Origin of the sequence: Microbacterium yannicii, from assembly GCF_024055635.1 — a bacterium.
Lineage (GTDB): Bacteria > Actinomycetota > Actinomycetes > Actinomycetales > Microbacteriaceae > Microbacterium > Microbacterium yannicii.
This window is the reverse complement of sequence record NZ_JAMXMB010000008.1, coordinates 210,431-226,463: the sequence shown is the minus strand read 5'-3', so window position 1 is coordinate 226,463 and position 16,033 is coordinate 210,431. Positions and strand designations below refer to the sequence as shown.

Genomic DNA, 16,033 nt, shown 5'->3' with positions numbered 1-16,033 from the left:
TTCTTTGCATGGCTATTCTGGGGCCATGGCAGAGAACGAGGCGCACGAATCGGATGCCGCCGCCCGCAGCGAGCAGCACCGCAACCAGGATCGGGTCCTCGACTCCGGTGCCCTCCGTGCGCTGGCGCACCCGCTCCGGGTGAGGATCTACGACATCCTCAGCCAGTACGGTCCGCAGACGGCCAGTTCGCTGGCCGAGCGGCTGGGGGAGTCCAGCGGCTCCACGAGCTATCACCTGCGGGCCCTCGCCAAGCAGGATCTGATCCGCGAGGCCGCCGATCGCGGCACCGGCCGGGAGCGGTGGTGGGAGCGTCCCGTCGGCGGTGTCTCATTCGCGAACCCCTCCGCGATGGCGACCCCCGCCGGCCGCGCTGCGACGCAGGTCGTGATGACCGAGTTCCTGCGCAACCGCAACGATCAGCTGCTCGACTTCATCAACCGGGGCATCGCCGGCGAGGACGAGAGCTGGCAGGACGGAACGCTCATCTCGACGGCGACCGCCCGACTCACGCCGGAGCAGAGCAAAGAGCTCGCTCTCAAGATCATGGCCCTGATCGACGAGGCCGTGGAGAACAACCGCAACCAGACCGGCGAGAGCGTCCGCCCCGTCACCATCCGGGCAGATCTGTTCCCGCTCCCAGAACTAGGAGGACAGTCATGACCACCATCACCGCAGGCGAAGCGGCACGGCACGGCTTCGTGACACCCGCCACCCGCTTCGACCGCACCCTGCTGCGCGCGGCGGCCGCCATCGACGCCTTCGTCCTGGCACGGGTGGAACGTCGGGTCGGCGCCGAACGACGCCGCGCCCTGACCGCACAGGCCGCCGCGAGCGGCGCACGGCGCGAGGCCGAGGCGCTCGCAGCCATCGGGATCCTCCCGCGATGAGCGAGAGCACCGACACCGCGGTGGCGAAGACCGGATCGCCGGTCGGCCGCGCAGGCAAGGTCCCGCTCGGCCGCGATTTCGGCAAGCTGTGGACGGCGGCGGCCTTCAGCAACCTGGCCGACGGAGTGGGGCGCGTCGCCGTGCCGCTCATCGCGACGACGCTCACCCGCGACCCCCTCGCCATCTCCGCACTCGGCGCCCTGGCGTTCCTGCCCTGGCTGGTCTTCGGACTGCCCGCGGGCATGATCGTCGATCGGTTCGACCGCCGATGGATCATGGCGATCGCCAACGGGCTTCGCGGGCTCGCGGCCGTCGGGCTCGCAGCACTCACGGTCGCGGGTGCCATCGACATCTGGTGGCTGTTCGCCGGTGTGCTGGTGTTCGGCCTGGGCGAGACGCTCTTCGACAATGCGACGAACTCCATCGTCCCCAGCGTCGTGCAGCGTCCCGCACTGGATCGAGCCAACGGCTGGCTGCAGGCGGCGCAGATCACGATCGACAGCTTCATCGCCTCGCCGATCGGCGGCGTCCTGTTCGCCGTCGCGCTGGCGCTGCCGCTCTGGGTGGGCGCCGCAGGCTATCTCATCCCCATCGTCCTCGCCGTGATGCTGCCGCTGTCGGCCGCGCGTCCCCTCCGGGCGGACCGCACGCCCGGCGGCAGTGCAGCAGCGAGGGCAGAGGCCGGTGTCGCCGCGGGAGAGCCGCTCGCGGCGGCCGACATGGGCCCCGAGGTCGACGCGACCGCCGACGTCGAGGCATCCGCACCGTCGAACGTGTCGGCCCGTGAAGCGCTCGTCTATCTCTGGCGGCACCGGTTCCTGCGTTCGATGGTCGTCTTCACCTCGATCGTCGGCTGTGCGTTCGCCTTCGCCCAGGCGCCGGTGTTCCTGTACTTCCTCGATGTGCACGGCGTCGCACCGGCGGCCATCGGACTCGTGACGGCGGGGATCGGGCTGGGCGGCCTCGGCGGCTCGCTCGCCGCGGCGTCGCTCGTCGCGAAGTTCGGACGCGGCAAGGTCATGCTCGGCGCCAACATCGTCGCCGCGATCGGGCTCGCCGGCGTGTGGGCCGCGCCGGAGGCGATCTCGGCGACCATCGCCTACGCCACCATGGCAGCGGCGGTGTCGATCTGGAACGTGCCGTGGGGCGCGCTGCGCCAGAGGATCGTGCCCGGGCACCTGTTCGGTCGAGTCCTCGGCATCAGCCGCACCCTCACCTGGGGCATCTTCCCGTTCGCGACGCTGCTCGGCGGCTGGGTGGCACGCATCGATCTGCGGCTGCCCTTCCTGCTGGCCGCGGGCGTGACGCTGGTCGCGACGGCCGTCGCGGTGCGGCTGCTGCTCTCGGCCTCGACGCACAACGCGCCCGAGGAGTGAGCTCGACGTCTAGCCGAAGCCGTCCTCCGGATCGTTCCGCGCGACGGCGTGGCCGTCCGCGTCGAGCGTCACGATGACGCCGGTGTCGAGCTCCGCGATCGGTCTGCCCTCGAGCCAGGTCAGCGTCCAACGCGGACGCGGCTGACCGAGCTGGTCGAGCGGGATCGTCGCGTCGACCGCGTGGATGCCGTGCCGCAGCGCCTCGGGTACGGCCTGAGGCGGTTCGTCGCCCGAGGTCCAGCGGGTTCCCAGCTGCATGTCAGTCCTCCTGCGGGGCGAGCACGATCTCGGTGACCGACAGGGCGTCGGCCTCCTCGTAGCGGATCTCGGCGATCCGCCCGACGGCCTTCAGATCGCCTTCCGCCAGCCGGAGGGCGGCTATCGCGTCGACGGGGGCCGCGATCGTGACGTGCGACACCTCCGCCTTCTGCGACACCTTCGCCTCGGTCTTCGCACGGCGGACGCCGATCAGCGCCTCGCCGACGATCTTGAGCACTGCCGGGTCGCCGTCGATGCCGAGCGGCTCGGGCCACGCCGCGTTGTGGACCGAGCCCTCGTTGAACCACGACCACGACTCCTCCGTCGCGAACGACAGCACAGGCGCGAACAGGCGCAGCAGCGTCGACAGCGCGATGCGCAGCGCGAGTGCCGCGGACGCCTGACCCACGTCGGCCTGGTTGTAGGCGCGCTCCTTGACCAGCTCGAGGTAGTCGTCGCAGAACGTCCAGAAGAACGATTCGGTGAGCTCGAGGGCACGCGCGTGGTCGTACGCGTCGAGGGCCTTGGTGGCGTCGCGCACGACGGCGTCGAGCGCCGTCAGCATCGACGCGTCCAGGGCGTGGGTGACCTCCGCACCCGCGGCAGCGGGGAACGACAGCACGAACTTGGCCGCGTTGAGCACCTTGATCGCCAGACGCCGGCCGATCTTCACCTGCGTCGGGTTCTGGGGATCGAACGCCGCATCGGTGCCGAGGCGGCTCGAAGCCGCCCAGTAGCGCACCGCATCCGAGCCGTGCTGGGAGAGGATGTCGGCCGGGGTGACGACGTTGCCCTTGGACTTCGACATCTTCTTGCGGTCGGGATCCACGATGAACCCCGAGATCGCGGCATCCGTCCACGGTGCGCGGTCATCCTCGAGGGCGCTGCGCAGCAGGGTGGAGAACAGCCACGTGCGGATGATGTCCTGACCCTGGGGGCGCATGTCGAACGGGGCGACGAGGTTCCAGAGCTCGGGGTCGCGCTCCCAGCCGCCGGCGAGCTGCGGGGTCAGCGACGAGGTCGCCCAGGTGTCGAAGATGTCGTTCTCACCCTCGAAGCCGCCCGGCACCCCGCGCTGGTCGGCCGAGTATCCGGCCGGCACGTCGGTGGAGGGGTCGACGGGCAGCGACGCGTCGTCGGGCGTGATGACGCGGTCGTAGTCGCGCTCGCCGTTCTCGTCGAGCCCGTACCAGACCGGGATCGGCACGCCGAAGAAGCGCTGGCGCGACACGAGCCAGTCGCCGGTGAGGCCGTTGGTCCAGTTCTCGAACCGCACCCGCATGAAGTCCGGGTGCCACGACATCTGCTTCCCGAGCGTGATGAGCTTCTCGCGGAGGGCCTCGTCGCGGGCGCCGTTGCGGATGTACCACTGGCGGGTCGAGACGATCTCCATCGGGCGATCGCCCTTCTCGTAGAACTTCACGACGTGCGTGAAGGGCTTCGGGTCGCCGATGAGCTCGCCGGACTCCTGCAGCAGCTCCACCACGCGCTTCTTCGCGCTGAACACCGTCTTGCCCGCCAGCTCGGCATAGGCAGCCTTGCCCGCATCGGTGACGATCACATCCGGAGCATCGGTGACGATGCGACCGTCGAGGCCGAGGATGGTGCGGTTCGGAAGATTCAGCTCACGCCACCAGATGATGTCGGTCACGTCGCCGAAGGTGCAGATCATCGCGATGCCCGAGCCCTTGTCGGGCTGAGCGAGGGGATGGGCGACCACGGGCACCTCGACCTCGAAGAGCGGAGTGCGCACGGTGGTGCCGAAGAGCGGCTGGTAGCGCTCGTCGTCGGGGTGCGCGACCAGGGCCACGCACGCCGCGAGCAGCTCCGGCCGCGTCGTCTCGATGTGCACATCGCCCGACCCGTCCGCCTTGTGGAACGCGATGCGATGGAACGCGGCGGGCTGCTCGCGCTCTTCGAGTTCGGCCTGGGCGATCGCCGTGCGGAAGTCGATGTCCCACATCGTGGGGGCCAGGTCCTGGTACGCCTCGCCTCGCTCGAGGTTGCGCAGGAACGCACGCTGGCTCGTGCGGATCGTGTCGTCCGAGATGGTGCGGTAGGTCTGAGTCCAGTCGACGCTGAGCCCGAGCTGGCGGAACAGCGCCTCGAAGTGCTTCTCGTCCTCGACCGTCAGCCTCTCGCAGAGCTCGATGAAGTTGCGGCGGCTGACCGGGATCTGATCGGCGGCGCGGCTGGACTTGTTGTCGCCGCCCTCGAAGGGCGGCGTGAAGTCGGGCTCGTACGCGAGCGACGGGTCGCAGCGCACGCCGTAGTAGTTCTGTACGCGGCGCTCGGTGGGCAGACCGTTGTCGTCCCAGCCCATCGGGTAGAACACCGTCTTGCCGCGCATCCGCTCGTACCGCACCTTGAGGTCGGTGTGCGTGAACGAGAACACGTGACCGATGTGCAGGCTGCCCGACGCGGTCGGCGGGGGAGTGTCGACCGAGTAGACGCCGTCGCGGCCCACCTGGGCGGCGCGGACGCGGTCGAACAGGTACGTTCCCTGCGCCGACCACGCGGCATCCCACTTGTCTTCGAGGCCTTCCAGCGCGGGCTTGTCGGGGATCGATCCCTGTGCGGGGCGGGCGTCGGTCATGGCAGGACTCCTCGAGCGATATGTGCGGCACTGTGTGAGCGTGCCTGAGTGTGGGATGTCGCTCGATTCTAGCCCGGGCCGATCGCACCTCGAGAAGCGGACGGATGCCGCGGGCCGCGGCATCCGCCCGTTCCGGGGGCGTGTCGACTCAGGCCGCGACGGTCGCGGTCGTCGCGCTGGCCGGGTCGGTCGCCAGTTCCGGCTCGACCGGGCGTCGCGCGGCGGCCCACGCGGACACGAGGGTGACCGCCGACATGATCGCCAGGATCACGCCGGGGTGCCACCACGCGTAGTCCGTTGCCTCGCCGAGGGCGAGCGTGAGGAAGGGCACGAAGCCGCTGATCGTCGCGGCGAGGGCGTACGCGAACGACAGCGCCGAGTACCGGAAGCGGTCGGGGAAGAGATCGTTCATCAGGCCGCCCAGGGCCGCCCATGCCATCGTCGGCAGGATGCCGCCGACGATCATCGTCGCGACCAGGATCGGGAACGTGGCGAACTGGAGGAGGAAGTACATCGGGAACGCGATGAGGAGCGTGCCCAGCGCACCCCACAGCACGACGCGCGCGGAGCCGATCCGCGACGCCCATCGTCCGAACAGCGGGATCGTCACGAGTTGCAGCAGGCCGCCGATGGTGGTGGCGACGAGAAGATCCTGGAAGCTGAAGCCGAGCTGCTCGACGCCGTAGTTGACGGTGTAGGTGTTCATCAGCGAGTACGACCCGATGCCCAGCAGCGCGGCGCCGATCGCGATCGCCATCGCGCCGGGGCGCTTCGCGAACATCGTGACGAACGGGATGCGGTCGCGGCGGCCCTCGGCGACGACGCCTTCGAACACCGGCGTCTCGGAGATCGACCACCGCAGGTAGAGCGAGACCAGCAGCAGCGGAACGGCGAGCAGGAACGGGATGCGCCATCCCCACTCCGCGATCTGCTCGGCGGGAAGCACCGCCGTGAGGACGATGAAGACCGCGGCCGACAGGATGGAGCCGACGGGCGAGCCGAGCTGGGGGATCGCAGCATAGAACGCGCGCTTGACCGGACCGGAGTTCTCGGTGGCGATGAGGATCGAGCCGCCCCATTCGCCGCCCAGCGACAGCCCTTGCACGATGCGCAGCAGGATCAGGAGCACTGCCCCGAGCCAGCCCGCTTGGGCGTAGGTCGGCAGCAGGCCGATGAGGCCCGTCGCGACGCCCATGATGCCGACCGTCCACAGCAGGGTGGCCCTGCGCCCGACGCGGTCGCCCATGTACCCGAAGATCACGGCGCCGATGGGGCGCACGACGAAGGCCAGTGCGATCGTCAGGAACGCCGCGCTGGTGGCACCGAACTCCCCGAGCGGATCGAAGAAGAGCGGCCCGACGAAGAACGCCGAGAAGTAGGCGAACAGGTAGAAATCGAAGGACTCCAGCGAGGTCCCCACCATCGATGCCCAGGCGACGCGGCGCGTGGGGGCGGATTCGGGAACCAGAGCGGATTCGGGTGCGGCTGCGGTCACGGATGTCAATCTTGGCACGAGTCCAGAAACCTCGTCGCCGTGCTCCGCATTCCCCCTTGCGGAGCCACGGTAGACTCGTTGCACAGCGTCGATCCGGCCATCACCGGGGAGCTCTCGGAAGAACAGGACCCCGCGCGAGCGGAATCCCCATTAGAACCGAGCGGGCCAGGCCCGTCACAGCCGCAGTGAGAGGGGATGGATGCCCGGGCGACCGGCATCCGTCAACGCAGGGTGGTACCGCGGTCGACCTGGATCCACGTCCAGGCGGATCGTCCCGGCAGGAAGCACACGAGCGAGCACCTGCGAGAGATGATGACCTACCCCCGCCCCTCCGCCTTCGGCCCCGCCGCCGACGCGGCGCCTGCAGCAGTCGTCCCGAGCCCGCGCTTCCCCGAGATCGAGCGGGAGACGCTCGCGTTCTGGGAGGCCGACCAGACCTTCCGCGCGTCGATCGATCAGCGCGAGGGCGCCGACGAGTGGGTCTTCTATGACGGCCCGCCTTTCGCCAACGGCCTGCCGCACTACGGACACCTCCTCACCGGCTACGCCAAGGACCTCTTCCCGCGCTTCCAGACCATGCGCGGCAAGAAGGTCGACCGCGTGTTCGGCTGGGACACGCATGGCCTTCCCGCCGAGCTGGAGGCGATGAAGCAGCTCGGCATCACCGAGAAGAGCGAGATCGAGGCGATGGGCATCGCGGCGTTCAACGCGAAATCCCGCGAATCCGTGCTCGCGTACACGCGCGAGTGGGAGGACTACGTCACCCGGCAGGCACGCTGGGTGGACTTCGAGCGTGGCTACAAGACGCTGGACCTCACCTACATGGAGTCCGTGCTGTGGGCGTTCAAGACGATCTACGACAAGGGACTGGCCTACGAGGGTCACCGCGTCCTGCCGTACTGCTGGCGCGACGAGACGCCGCTCTCCGCGCACGAGCTGCGCATGGACGACGACGTCTACAAGATGCGCCAGGACCCGTCCGTGACGATCACGTTCCCCCTGACGGGGCTCAAGGCCGAAGCGCTCGGGCTCACCGCGGTGCGCGCGCTGGCCTGGACGACGACGCCGTGGACGCTGCCCACGAATTTCGCCCTCGCCGTCGGTCCCGGCATCCGGTACGTCGTCGTGCCCGGCGGCCCCCACGGCGCTGCGGACGTGCACCGCGACGACGAGCCCGCCGAAGCGGAGTCGCACCGCTACCTCCTCGCCGAGGAGCTGCTCGCCGGGTACGCGAAGGACCTCGGCTACGAGTCGGCGGACGACGCGCGCGCGGCGGTCCAGCAGACGATCCTCGGTGCCGACCTCGAAGACGTCACCTATGACCGTCTCTTCGACTACTACGCGGATGCCGCGACCTGGGGCACCGAGCGCGCCTGGCGCATCCTCGTCGACGACTACGTGACGACCGGCGACGGCACCGGCATCGTCCACCAGGCCCCGGCCTACGGTGAGGACGACCAGCGGGTGACCGAGGCCGCCGGCATCCCGCTCATCATGAGCCTCGACGACGGCGGACGGTTCCTGCCGCAGGTGGCGGACGTCACCGGCCAGCTGTGGATGGACGCGAACCGTCCGCTCATCCGCCTGCTCCGCCAGGCGGGCCGCCTGCTGCGCGAGGCGAGCTACGAGCACTCGTACCCGCACTGCTGGCGCTGCCGCAACCCGCTCATCTACCGGGCCGTCTCCAGCTGGTTCGTGCGCGTCACCGACGTCAAGGACCGGCTGCTCGCCAACAACGAGCAGATCACCTGGGTGCCCCAGAACGTCAAGCACGGCCAGTTCGGCAAGTGGCTCGAGGGCGCACGCGACTGGTCGATCAGCCGCAACCGCTACTGGGGCTCGCCGATCCCGGTGTGGAAGAGCGACGACCCCGAGCACCCTCGCGTCGACGTCTACGGCTCGCTCGAAGACCTCGAGCGCGACTTCGGCCGCCTCCCGTGCAACGCGCAGGGCGAGGTCGATCTGCACCGCCCGTACATCGACGACCTGACGCGCCCGAATCCCGACGACCCCACCGGCACGAGCACGATGCGCCGCATCGAGGACGTCTTCGATGTCTGGTTCGACTCGGGCTCGATGCCGTACGCGCAGGTGCACTACCCGTTCGAGAACCAGCAGTGGTTCGACGAGCACTCGCCCGCCGACTTCATCGTCGAGTACATCGGGCAGACCCGCGGCTGGTTCTACGTGATGCATGTGCTGTCGACCGCGCTGTTCGACCGGCCCGCGTTCACGGGCGTGTCCTGCCACGGCATCGTGCTCGGCAGCGACGGGCTCAAGATGTCCAAGTCGCTGCAGAACTATCCCGATGTCAGCGAAGTCTTCGACCGCGACGGCTCCGACGCGATGCGCTGGTTCCTCATGTCGAGCTCGGTCCTGCGTGGCGGCAACCTCATCGTCACGGAGGAGGGCATCCGCGCGGGCGTCCGCGAATTCCTGCTGCCGCTGTGGAACGCGTGGTACTTCTTCGCCACCTACGCCAACGCCTCCGGCGGTACGTCGACGGGGTCAGGCGCGGTGGGCGAGGGCTACCAGGCGTCGTGGCGCACCGATTCCACCGATGTGCTCGACCGGTACATCCTGGCGCTCACCGGCGATCTCGTCCGCGACGTCGCCGTGGACCTCGACGCGCTGGACTCGACTCTCGCCGCGGCGAAGCTCCGAGACTTCACGGAGGCGCTGACCAACTGGTACATCCGCCGCTCGCGGGACCGCTTCTGGGTCGGGGTGGACCCGTCCGACCCCCAGAGCACCGAGGCGTTCGACACGCTCTACACGGTGCTCGAGACGCTGACCCGCGTCGCGGCGCCGCTCATCCCGCTGGTGTCGGAGAAGGTCTGGAAGGGCCTCACCGGCGGACGAAGCGTCCATCTGCAGGACTGGCCGGACGCCGACGCCTTCCCGGCCGCCGACGACATCCGCACCGCCATGGACGCCGTGCGGGAGGCGTCCAGCGTCGCCAACGCGCTGCGCAAGAAGGAAGGTCGCCGCGTGCGCCTGCCGTTGCCGGCCTTGACGGTGGCGGTGACGGATGCCGCGTCCCTCGGGCAGTTCGAGGGCATCCTCCGTGACGAGCTCAACGTGAAGTCTGTCGAGCTCGTCGAGCTCGGCGAGGACGTGTCGGCGCGGTACGGCATCAGCAGACGCCTGACCGTCAACGCGCGCGCGGTGGGTCCGCGCCTCGGCAAGCAGGTGCAGCACGTCATCGCGGGCGCCAAGGCGGGCCTGTGGGAGGAGCGGGACGGCGGGGTCGTCGTCGACGGCATCGCGCTGCAGCAGGGGGAGTACGACCTCAGCCTCGAGGCCGGCGGGGTCGCGGACGGCACGGCGATCGCGCTGCTCTCGGGCGAGGGCTTCGTCCTGCTGGACACCACCACCACCCCCGAGCTCGAGGCCGAGGGACTGGCTCGCGACGTCGTCCGCGCCGTGCAGGACACCCGCAAGGCGGCCGGCTTCGACGTCAGCGACCGCATCCGGCTCGGTCTTCTCTTCGACGACGCGGCCGACGCCGAGGCGGTCGCCGCGGCGTTCGATGCCGCCAATGTGGCCGGTGAGACGCTCGCGGTCGCACACGCCGTGCGCTCCGGTGGCGCTCAGCTCATCGCAGCGGGCGACAGCGACGGGACCGTCGAGTACGAGGCGGTGATCGACGCGGGCACGTACGCGAACCGCGGCGCGTTCACCGTCTCGGTGGGACGGACGGGGGTCTCGTCATGAGCGATCGCGAGCGCCGGAGGGCCGACGCCGTCTACGAGGCGCTGCTGCAGCGGCAGGGCGAGCAGTGGGTGCAGCCGCGCGTGGAGCGCACGCGCCGCGTGCTCGAGCTGCTCGACGACCCGCAGAAGACGTACCGTGTGGTGCACGTGACGGGCACGAACGGCAAGACGTCGACGAGCCGCATCATCGAGAGTCTGGTGCGTGCCCATGGCCTGCGGACCGGCCTGTTCACGAGCCCGCACCTGGAGCGCTTCACCGAGCGGATCATGATCGACGGCGAGCCGATCGACGACGCCGCCGTCGCCGACGCCTGGGACGAGATCGCGCCGTTCGTGGATCTCGTCGACGGCGAGCTGGTCGCGGGCGGCGACGCCCGGCTCACCTACTTCGAGCTGCTCACCGTGCTCGCGTTCGTCGCCTTCGCGGACGCGCCGATCGACGTGCTCGTGCTCGAGGTGGGCATGGGCGGCTCGTGGGACTCCACCAACAGCGCGGACGGCGACGTCGCGGTCTTCGCGCCGATCGACCTCGATCACGCCGACCGCCTGGGCGACACGATCGCCGAGATCGCCACCGTGAAGGCGGGCATCATCAAGGACGGCGCCGCGGTCGTGTCGGCGAGGCAGGATGCCGCTGCCGAGGCGGTGCTGCGTCAGGCAGCAGCCGCGCGCGGCGCCGCGATCGCGTTCGAGGGCGCGGAGTTCGCGCTCGCGCAGCAGCGGCTCGCCGTCGGCGGGCAGCAGATCACCGTGCGGGGGCTCGCCGGCACGTACGAGGACGAGTACCTCCCGCTGTACGGCGCACACCAGGGCTTCAACGCCGCCCTGGCCGTCGCCGCCGTCGAGTCGCTGGTCGGCGGCGGAACCCTGCCCATCGCCGGCGACGTGCTGGCTGACGGACTCGGCGGCGCGACCTCGCCCGGACGCCTGCAGCTCATCGGAGCCAGCCCGACGGTGCTCGTCGACGCCGCCCACAACCCCCACGGCGCGCGTGCGCTCGTCACCGCCCTCCGGGAGGCGTTCGACTTCGACGAGTGGGGTGTGGTGCTGGGCGTGCTGGCCGACAAGGACGCCGCGGGGATCGTCGCGGAGATCGCACCCGTCGCTGCGCAGGTGTTCGCCACCGCGCCCGATTCCGAGCGCGCGGAGGAAGCCGACGCCATCGCCGACCTCGCCGAGGCCCAGGGGCTGCGTGTCTCGGTGCACCGCGATCTGGCCGACGCCGCCGAGGCGGCGCGGGCGTGGGCGGCGGCATCCGATCGGCGCGCCGTCGTCATCGCGGGATCGGTCGTGCTCGCCGGCGAGGCGCTCAACCTGGCTGCCGCCGAGGACTGGAAATCGGGGTGGAGCGAATGACGGCCGCGCAGCCGCCCCGTGTGCGCCGCCCGCGCGGCGCGGCGGAGTCGCTGGCGACGATCGTGCTCGGGTTCGAGTCCCTCGTCGCCGTCCTCGCCGGACTCGCGATCTACGGGCTGAAGGCGCTTCCGGCCTCGATCGCACCCTGGTGGGGCATCGTCGCCGGCGCGGTGCTCGCCGTCCTCATGGTCGCGACCACCCGCGTGCTGAGGTACCGCTGGGGTATCGTGCTCGGCTGGGTGCTGCAGGTGATCGTCGCGCTCGGCGCCTTCCTCGTGCCGTCGCTGGCGATCGTCGCCCTCATTTTCGGCGCCATGTACGGGTATGCGACGATCAAGGGAGCGGCGCTCGACAAGCGCAACGCCAGCCTCGCGGCCGCACCCCACGAATAGCCCACCCACGAACAGATCCCTCCTCGCGACAGCTCTGTCCTTCTCATGACCCGATCCGAAACGGAGACCCGCATGGCCACCGAAGAGACCCTCGTCCTCGTCAAGCCGGATGGCGTCGCCCGCGGCCTGACCGGCGCGATCCTCGCCCGCATCGAGGCGAAGGGCTACGCGCTGGTCGACATCCGGCTGGTCGAGCCGGACCGCGAGACCCTGGAGCGGCACTATGCCGAGCACGAGGGAAAGCCGTTCTACGAGCCGCTGCTCGAGTTCATGATGTCGGGTCCCTCCGTCGCGATCCGCCTGGCCGGCAATCGCGTCATCGAAGGGTTCCGTTCGCTCGCCGGCACGACCGATCCCACGACGGCGGCGCCGGGCACCATCCGCGGCGACTTCGGTCGCGACTGGGGCCTCAAGGTGCAGCAGAACCTCGTGCACGGTTCGGACAGCCCGGAATCCGCCGCCCGCGAGCTGGGGATCTGGTTCGCCTGATCAGCGCGCCGGCTGACCGCCCGGACGCTCCCGCGGTCAGCCGAACAGCGTCTGCCAGATGTTGACGACGGCGTCCATCTCGACCTGTGCGAGCAGCAGGATGATCGCGAAGCTCACGATCGTCGCGAGTGGGACCCACGCCATGAGGCGGTCGGCGGCGTGGCGCACGCGCTCCGACACCGGCACGACACCCGCACGCAGCAGGTGCAGCGTGACCGCGTAGAACGTCGGGATCGTGACCGACCACGTGACCATGCACCACGGGCAGAGCGTGTGCAGGTCGTAGATGCTCTGGCCGATCAGCCACAGGACGAGGCCGAATGCGAACGCGATCCCGGCCCAGAAGCACCACCAGAACCAGCGTGCGAAACGCGCTCCGGCCAGGATCGCCATCCCTACCACGATCGGTGCGACCCAACCGGCGATCCCGACGATGGGGTTCGGGAAGCCGAAGAGGCTGCCCTGCCACGAATCGAGGTTCTTGGTGCACTGCACGAGCACGCTGAGGTCGCACGAGGCGATCGCATTCGGATTCGCGAGGGCGTGGAGCTTCTCGATCGTGAGCGAGAACGCCGCCCACCACCCGACGACGCCCGCGATCACGAGCCAGATGGCGAATCCCGTGGGACGGGCATGGGTCTGCTGCTCGGGCATGACTCGGATTATGGCATCGAGAACTGCACGGATGCCGCACCCGCCGCCGCGCGGAATCGCGGGGCTGCGGTGTGGGGGACGCCTTCCCACGCCGCGAATGGGCATTCTGGCGGGGGAAGTGCGATAATGGGGGTCGATGACTCACGGCCGCGTCGTGACGATCATCACCAGAAGACTTCAGGGCGACGAATGCCCTTGGCAGCGCGAGCATCCGCCTAGCGCCGGATATCCGCTGCAGACCGAGTGAGTTCGCGGCACCGCCCCGTCCGGAGGGGCATGGGCGGCGCCGCACGAGATTTCGCCGGGCGACGCGCGGTGTCGCCCCGCTAGGAGTACGCCAGTGATGGCTGATGGAAACGATGCCGAATTCACCCCTCAGACCGAACCCGACGCGCCGCTGACACCAGCCGGCGACGCAGGGACGCTCGCTCCTGAGGCGGGTCACTCCGGCGAGGACTCCTCGCCCGAGGTCGCGGACCACCCCTCCGCGGAGCACGACAGCCCGCGGGACGAGCCCCAGGACCACGCTGCGGAGCCCGAGAGCCCTCGCGAGGACGCTGCGGCGCCGGTCGCCGACGAGGAGTCCCAGGGCGACGTAGCGGACGGCGCGGCGCCTGAGCCCGAGCCGGAGCCGGCCGCCGCCGCTGACCCCGAAACCGCAGCCGCGCCGGAGCCGGAGGCTCCCTCGGAGCCCGAGCTCCCCACGGCGGTCAGCCTGGGACTGCTGCCGCAGCAGTTCGTGTCGGCCGTCTCGACGCAGCTCGTCTTCTACGCGCCCGAGATCGCACCGCTCCCCGCGCGAGCCGGTCGACCGCCGGAGGAGGACGAGCCCGAGGCGTCCGCCTCGGCGAGCAGCTCTCGCCGCCGCAGCCGCCGCCGCGGCGGAGAGGGCCGCGACGAGGCATCCGCTCCTTCCGAGCAGGCACCGCCTCAGCCTCGCCAGCGCGCGGTCGAGCTCATCACCGAGCCCCAGCGCATCAAGGGGTCGACGCGCCTCGAGGCGAAGAAGCAGCGACGCCGTGACGGCCGCGAAGCCGGGCGGCGCCGCGCCGTCGTGACCGAGGCGGAGTTCCTCGCCCGTCGCGAGTCGGTCGACCGCGTCATGATCGTGCGCTCGCGCAACGGTCGCGTGCAGATCGCCGTGCAGGAGGACAACGTGCTCGTCGAGCACTACGTCGCCCGCAACCAGGACGCGTCGCTCATCGGCAACGTGTACCTCGGGCGCGTCCAGAACGTGCTCCCGAGCATGGAGGCGGCGTTCGTCGACATCGGCCGCGGCCGCAACGCCGTGCTGTACTCCGGTGAAGTCGACTGGGACGCCGTCGAGACCGGCAACCAGCCCCGCCGCATCGAGCTCGCCCTCAAGACGGGCGACCGCGTGCTGGTGCAGGTGACGAAGGATCCGGTCGGCCACAAGGGCGCCCGTCTCACGAGCCAGATCTCGCTCCCCGGCCGCTACCTCGTGTACGTGCCCGGCGGCGCCATGAACGGCATCTCGCGCAAGCTGCCCGACACCGAGCGTGCGCGTCTGAAGAAGATCCTCAAGGAGGTGCTCCCGGAGTCGTCGGGCGTCATCGTCCGCACCGCTGCCGAGGGCGCCACCGAGGACCAGCTCACCCGCGACGTGCAGCGCCTCACCAACCAGTGGGAGCACATCTCCAAGCAGATCGAGACGATCCAGGCGCCGGCTCTGCTGCACTCCGAGCCGGATCTGCTGGTCAAGATCGTGCGCGACGTCTTCAACGAGGACTTCTCGAAGATGCTCATCCAGGGCGAGGACGCGCATCACACGATCTCCAAGTACCTCGAGTCCGTCGCACCGGACCTGCTCGACCGCGTCGAGCGCTACGAGAGCGACCAGGACCCGTTCGATGCGTTCCGTGTGACGGAGCAGATCGAGAAGGCCCTGGACCGCAAGGTCTGGCTGCCGTCCGGCGGCTCACTGGTCATCGACCGCACCGAGGCCATGACGGTCGTCGACGTCAACACCGGGAAGTTCGTCGGCTCCGGCGGCAACCTCGAGGAGACCGTCACGAAGAACAACCTCGAGGCGGCCGAAGAGATCGTCCGCCAGCTGCGCCTGCGCGACATCGGCGGCATCATCGTCGTGGACTTCATCGACATGGTGCTCGAGTCCAACCGCGATCTCGTCCTGCGCCGTCTGGTCGAGTGCCTCAGCCGGGACCGCACCAAGCACCAGGTGGCCGAGGTCACCTCGCTCGGTCTCGTGCAGATGACGCGCAAGAAGCTGGGCCTGGGTCTGCTCGAGACCTTCAGCGAGGCGTGCGAGGTGTGCGCCGGCCGTGGCGTGATCGTGCACCACGACCCTGTGGTCAAGCACCGGGTGGCCGCTGCCGGCGCCCCCGCGTCCGGACGCCGCCCCCGCGGCGGCACGCCGGCTCCCGCGACGGGAGGGTCGAACGGCACCCACGTCATCACGGAGGGCGTCAAGTCGGCGCTCGCGCAGATCGCGGCATCCACGATCCATCACAACGACGAGCCCGCGGTCGCCGAACCCGAGCCGGTCGTCGAGCGGGCGGCCGCCGAGCGCCCCAAGAAGCAGCGCAAGAAGCGTCAGGATTCCGGCGCGAAGAAGGAGAGCCGGACCGAGAAGGACCTGCTCCTCGACTCGGTGCTCAACGCCCTCCCCGAGCCCAAGGCCCCCGGTCAGGGACGCTCGCGACGTCGCGTGACCACCGCCGCGCTGACGGGCACTCCCGTGCCCCACACGCCCGCCGAGGACTGAGAGTCCTGCGCTCCCGGGCCGGCCATCGCCGGCCCGGGAGCGCGCCCTCTGTCGGGGCAGCCCGCCG

12 protein-coding genes are annotated in these 16,033 nt (G+C 70.0%); 8 read left to right on the top strand and 4 right to left on the bottom strand.

What is annotated here, in order from left to right; genetic code table 11:
* The first annotated feature begins 25 nt into the window (after positions 1 to 25).
* Genes NCG93_RS04160 through NCG93_RS04150 form a run of 3 tightly spaced genes read left to right on the top strand, consistent with a single transcriptional unit; the run spans position 26 to position 2,264 of the window.
* Positions 26 to 661, top strand: a complete 636-nt coding sequence (locus NCG93_RS04160; protein ID WP_194415278.1) for an ArsR/SmtB family transcription factor — start codon at positions 26 to 28, stop codon at positions 659 to 661.
* The gene (locus tag NCG93_RS04155) at positions 658 to 888 is read left to right on the top strand and encodes a hypothetical protein (RefSeq protein ID WP_194415279.1); all 231 of its coding nucleotides are present in this window, start codon (positions 658 to 660) and stop codon (positions 886 to 888) included. Before NCG93_RS04160 ends, NCG93_RS04155 begins: the two co-directional genes overlap by 4 nt.
* Positions 885 to 2,264: an MFS transporter gene (locus NCG93_RS04150; protein WP_194415280.1), complete on the top strand. Its 1,380-nt coding sequence runs from the start codon at positions 885 to 887 to the stop codon at positions 2,262 to 2,264. Before NCG93_RS04155 ends, NCG93_RS04150 begins: the two co-directional genes overlap by 4 nt.
* Positions 2,265 to 2,273: 9 nt before the next feature.
* Here the strand turns inward: NCG93_RS04150 and NCG93_RS04145 are convergent, their stop codons facing one another.
* From NCG93_RS04145 to NCG93_RS04135, 3 genes are all read right to left on the bottom strand, one after another.
* Complete coding sequence (locus tag NCG93_RS04145) at positions 2,274 to 2,522, bottom strand: hypothetical protein (RefSeq protein ID WP_194415281.1); 249 nt, start codon at positions 2,520 to 2,522, stop codon at positions 2,274 to 2,276.
* Position 2,523: 1 nt separating this feature from the next.
* The gene (valS, locus tag NCG93_RS04140; protein ID WP_194415282.1) at positions 2,524 to 5,118 is read right to left on the bottom strand and encodes a valine--tRNA ligase; all 2,595 of its coding nucleotides are present in this window, start codon (positions 5,116 to 5,118) and stop codon (positions 2,524 to 2,526) included.
* 148 nt (positions 5,119 to 5,266) lie between these two features.
* A complete protein-coding gene (locus NCG93_RS04135) occupies positions 5,267 to 6,613 on the bottom strand; it encodes an MFS transporter (RefSeq protein ID WP_252787436.1) in 1,347 nt (448 codons plus the stop codon).
* 312 nt (positions 6,614 to 6,925) lie between these two features.
* Here NCG93_RS04135 and ileS point away from each other — a divergent pair, with 312 nt between their 5' ends.
* From ileS to ndk, 4 genes are all read left to right on the top strand, one after another.
* A complete protein-coding gene (ileS, locus tag NCG93_RS04130; RefSeq protein ID WP_194416027.1) occupies positions 6,926 to 10,330 on the top strand; it encodes an isoleucine--tRNA ligase in 3,405 nt (1,134 codons plus the stop codon).
* Positions 10,327 to 11,685 carry a bifunctional folylpolyglutamate synthase/dihydrofolate synthase gene (locus tag NCG93_RS04125; RefSeq protein WP_194415283.1) on the top strand — a complete coding sequence of 453 codons (1,359 nt, stop codon included), beginning with the start codon at positions 10,327 to 10,329 and terminating at the stop codon, positions 11,683 to 11,685. Before ileS ends, NCG93_RS04125 begins: the two co-directional genes overlap by 4 nt.
* Positions 11,682 to 12,077 carry a DUF4233 domain-containing protein gene (locus NCG93_RS04120; protein WP_194415284.1) on the top strand — a complete coding sequence of 132 codons (396 nt, stop codon included), beginning with the start codon at positions 11,682 to 11,684 and terminating at the stop codon, positions 12,075 to 12,077. Before NCG93_RS04125 ends, NCG93_RS04120 begins: the two co-directional genes overlap by 4 nt.
* A gap of 72 nt (positions 12,078 to 12,149) precedes the next feature.
* Positions 12,150 to 12,566 carry a nucleoside-diphosphate kinase gene (gene ndk, locus NCG93_RS04115; RefSeq protein ID WP_194415285.1) on the top strand — a complete coding sequence of 139 codons (417 nt, stop codon included), beginning with the start codon at positions 12,150 to 12,152 and terminating at the stop codon, positions 12,564 to 12,566.
* A gap of 36 nt (positions 12,567 to 12,602) precedes the next feature.
* On the opposite strand, the gene NCG93_RS04110 is transcribed toward ndk, so the two are convergent.
* A complete protein-coding gene (locus NCG93_RS04110) occupies positions 12,603 to 13,220 on the bottom strand; it encodes a vitamin K epoxide reductase family protein (RefSeq protein ID WP_194415286.1) in 618 nt (205 codons plus the stop codon).
* Positions 13,221 to 13,563: 343 nt separating this feature from the next.
* On the opposite strand from NCG93_RS04110, the gene NCG93_RS04105 reads away from it, so the two are divergent.
* A complete protein-coding gene (locus NCG93_RS04105) occupies positions 13,564 to 15,966 on the top strand; it encodes an Rne/Rng family ribonuclease (RefSeq protein WP_194415287.1) in 2,403 nt (800 codons plus the stop codon).
* The last annotated feature ends 67 nt before the right edge of the window (positions 15,967 to 16,033 follow it).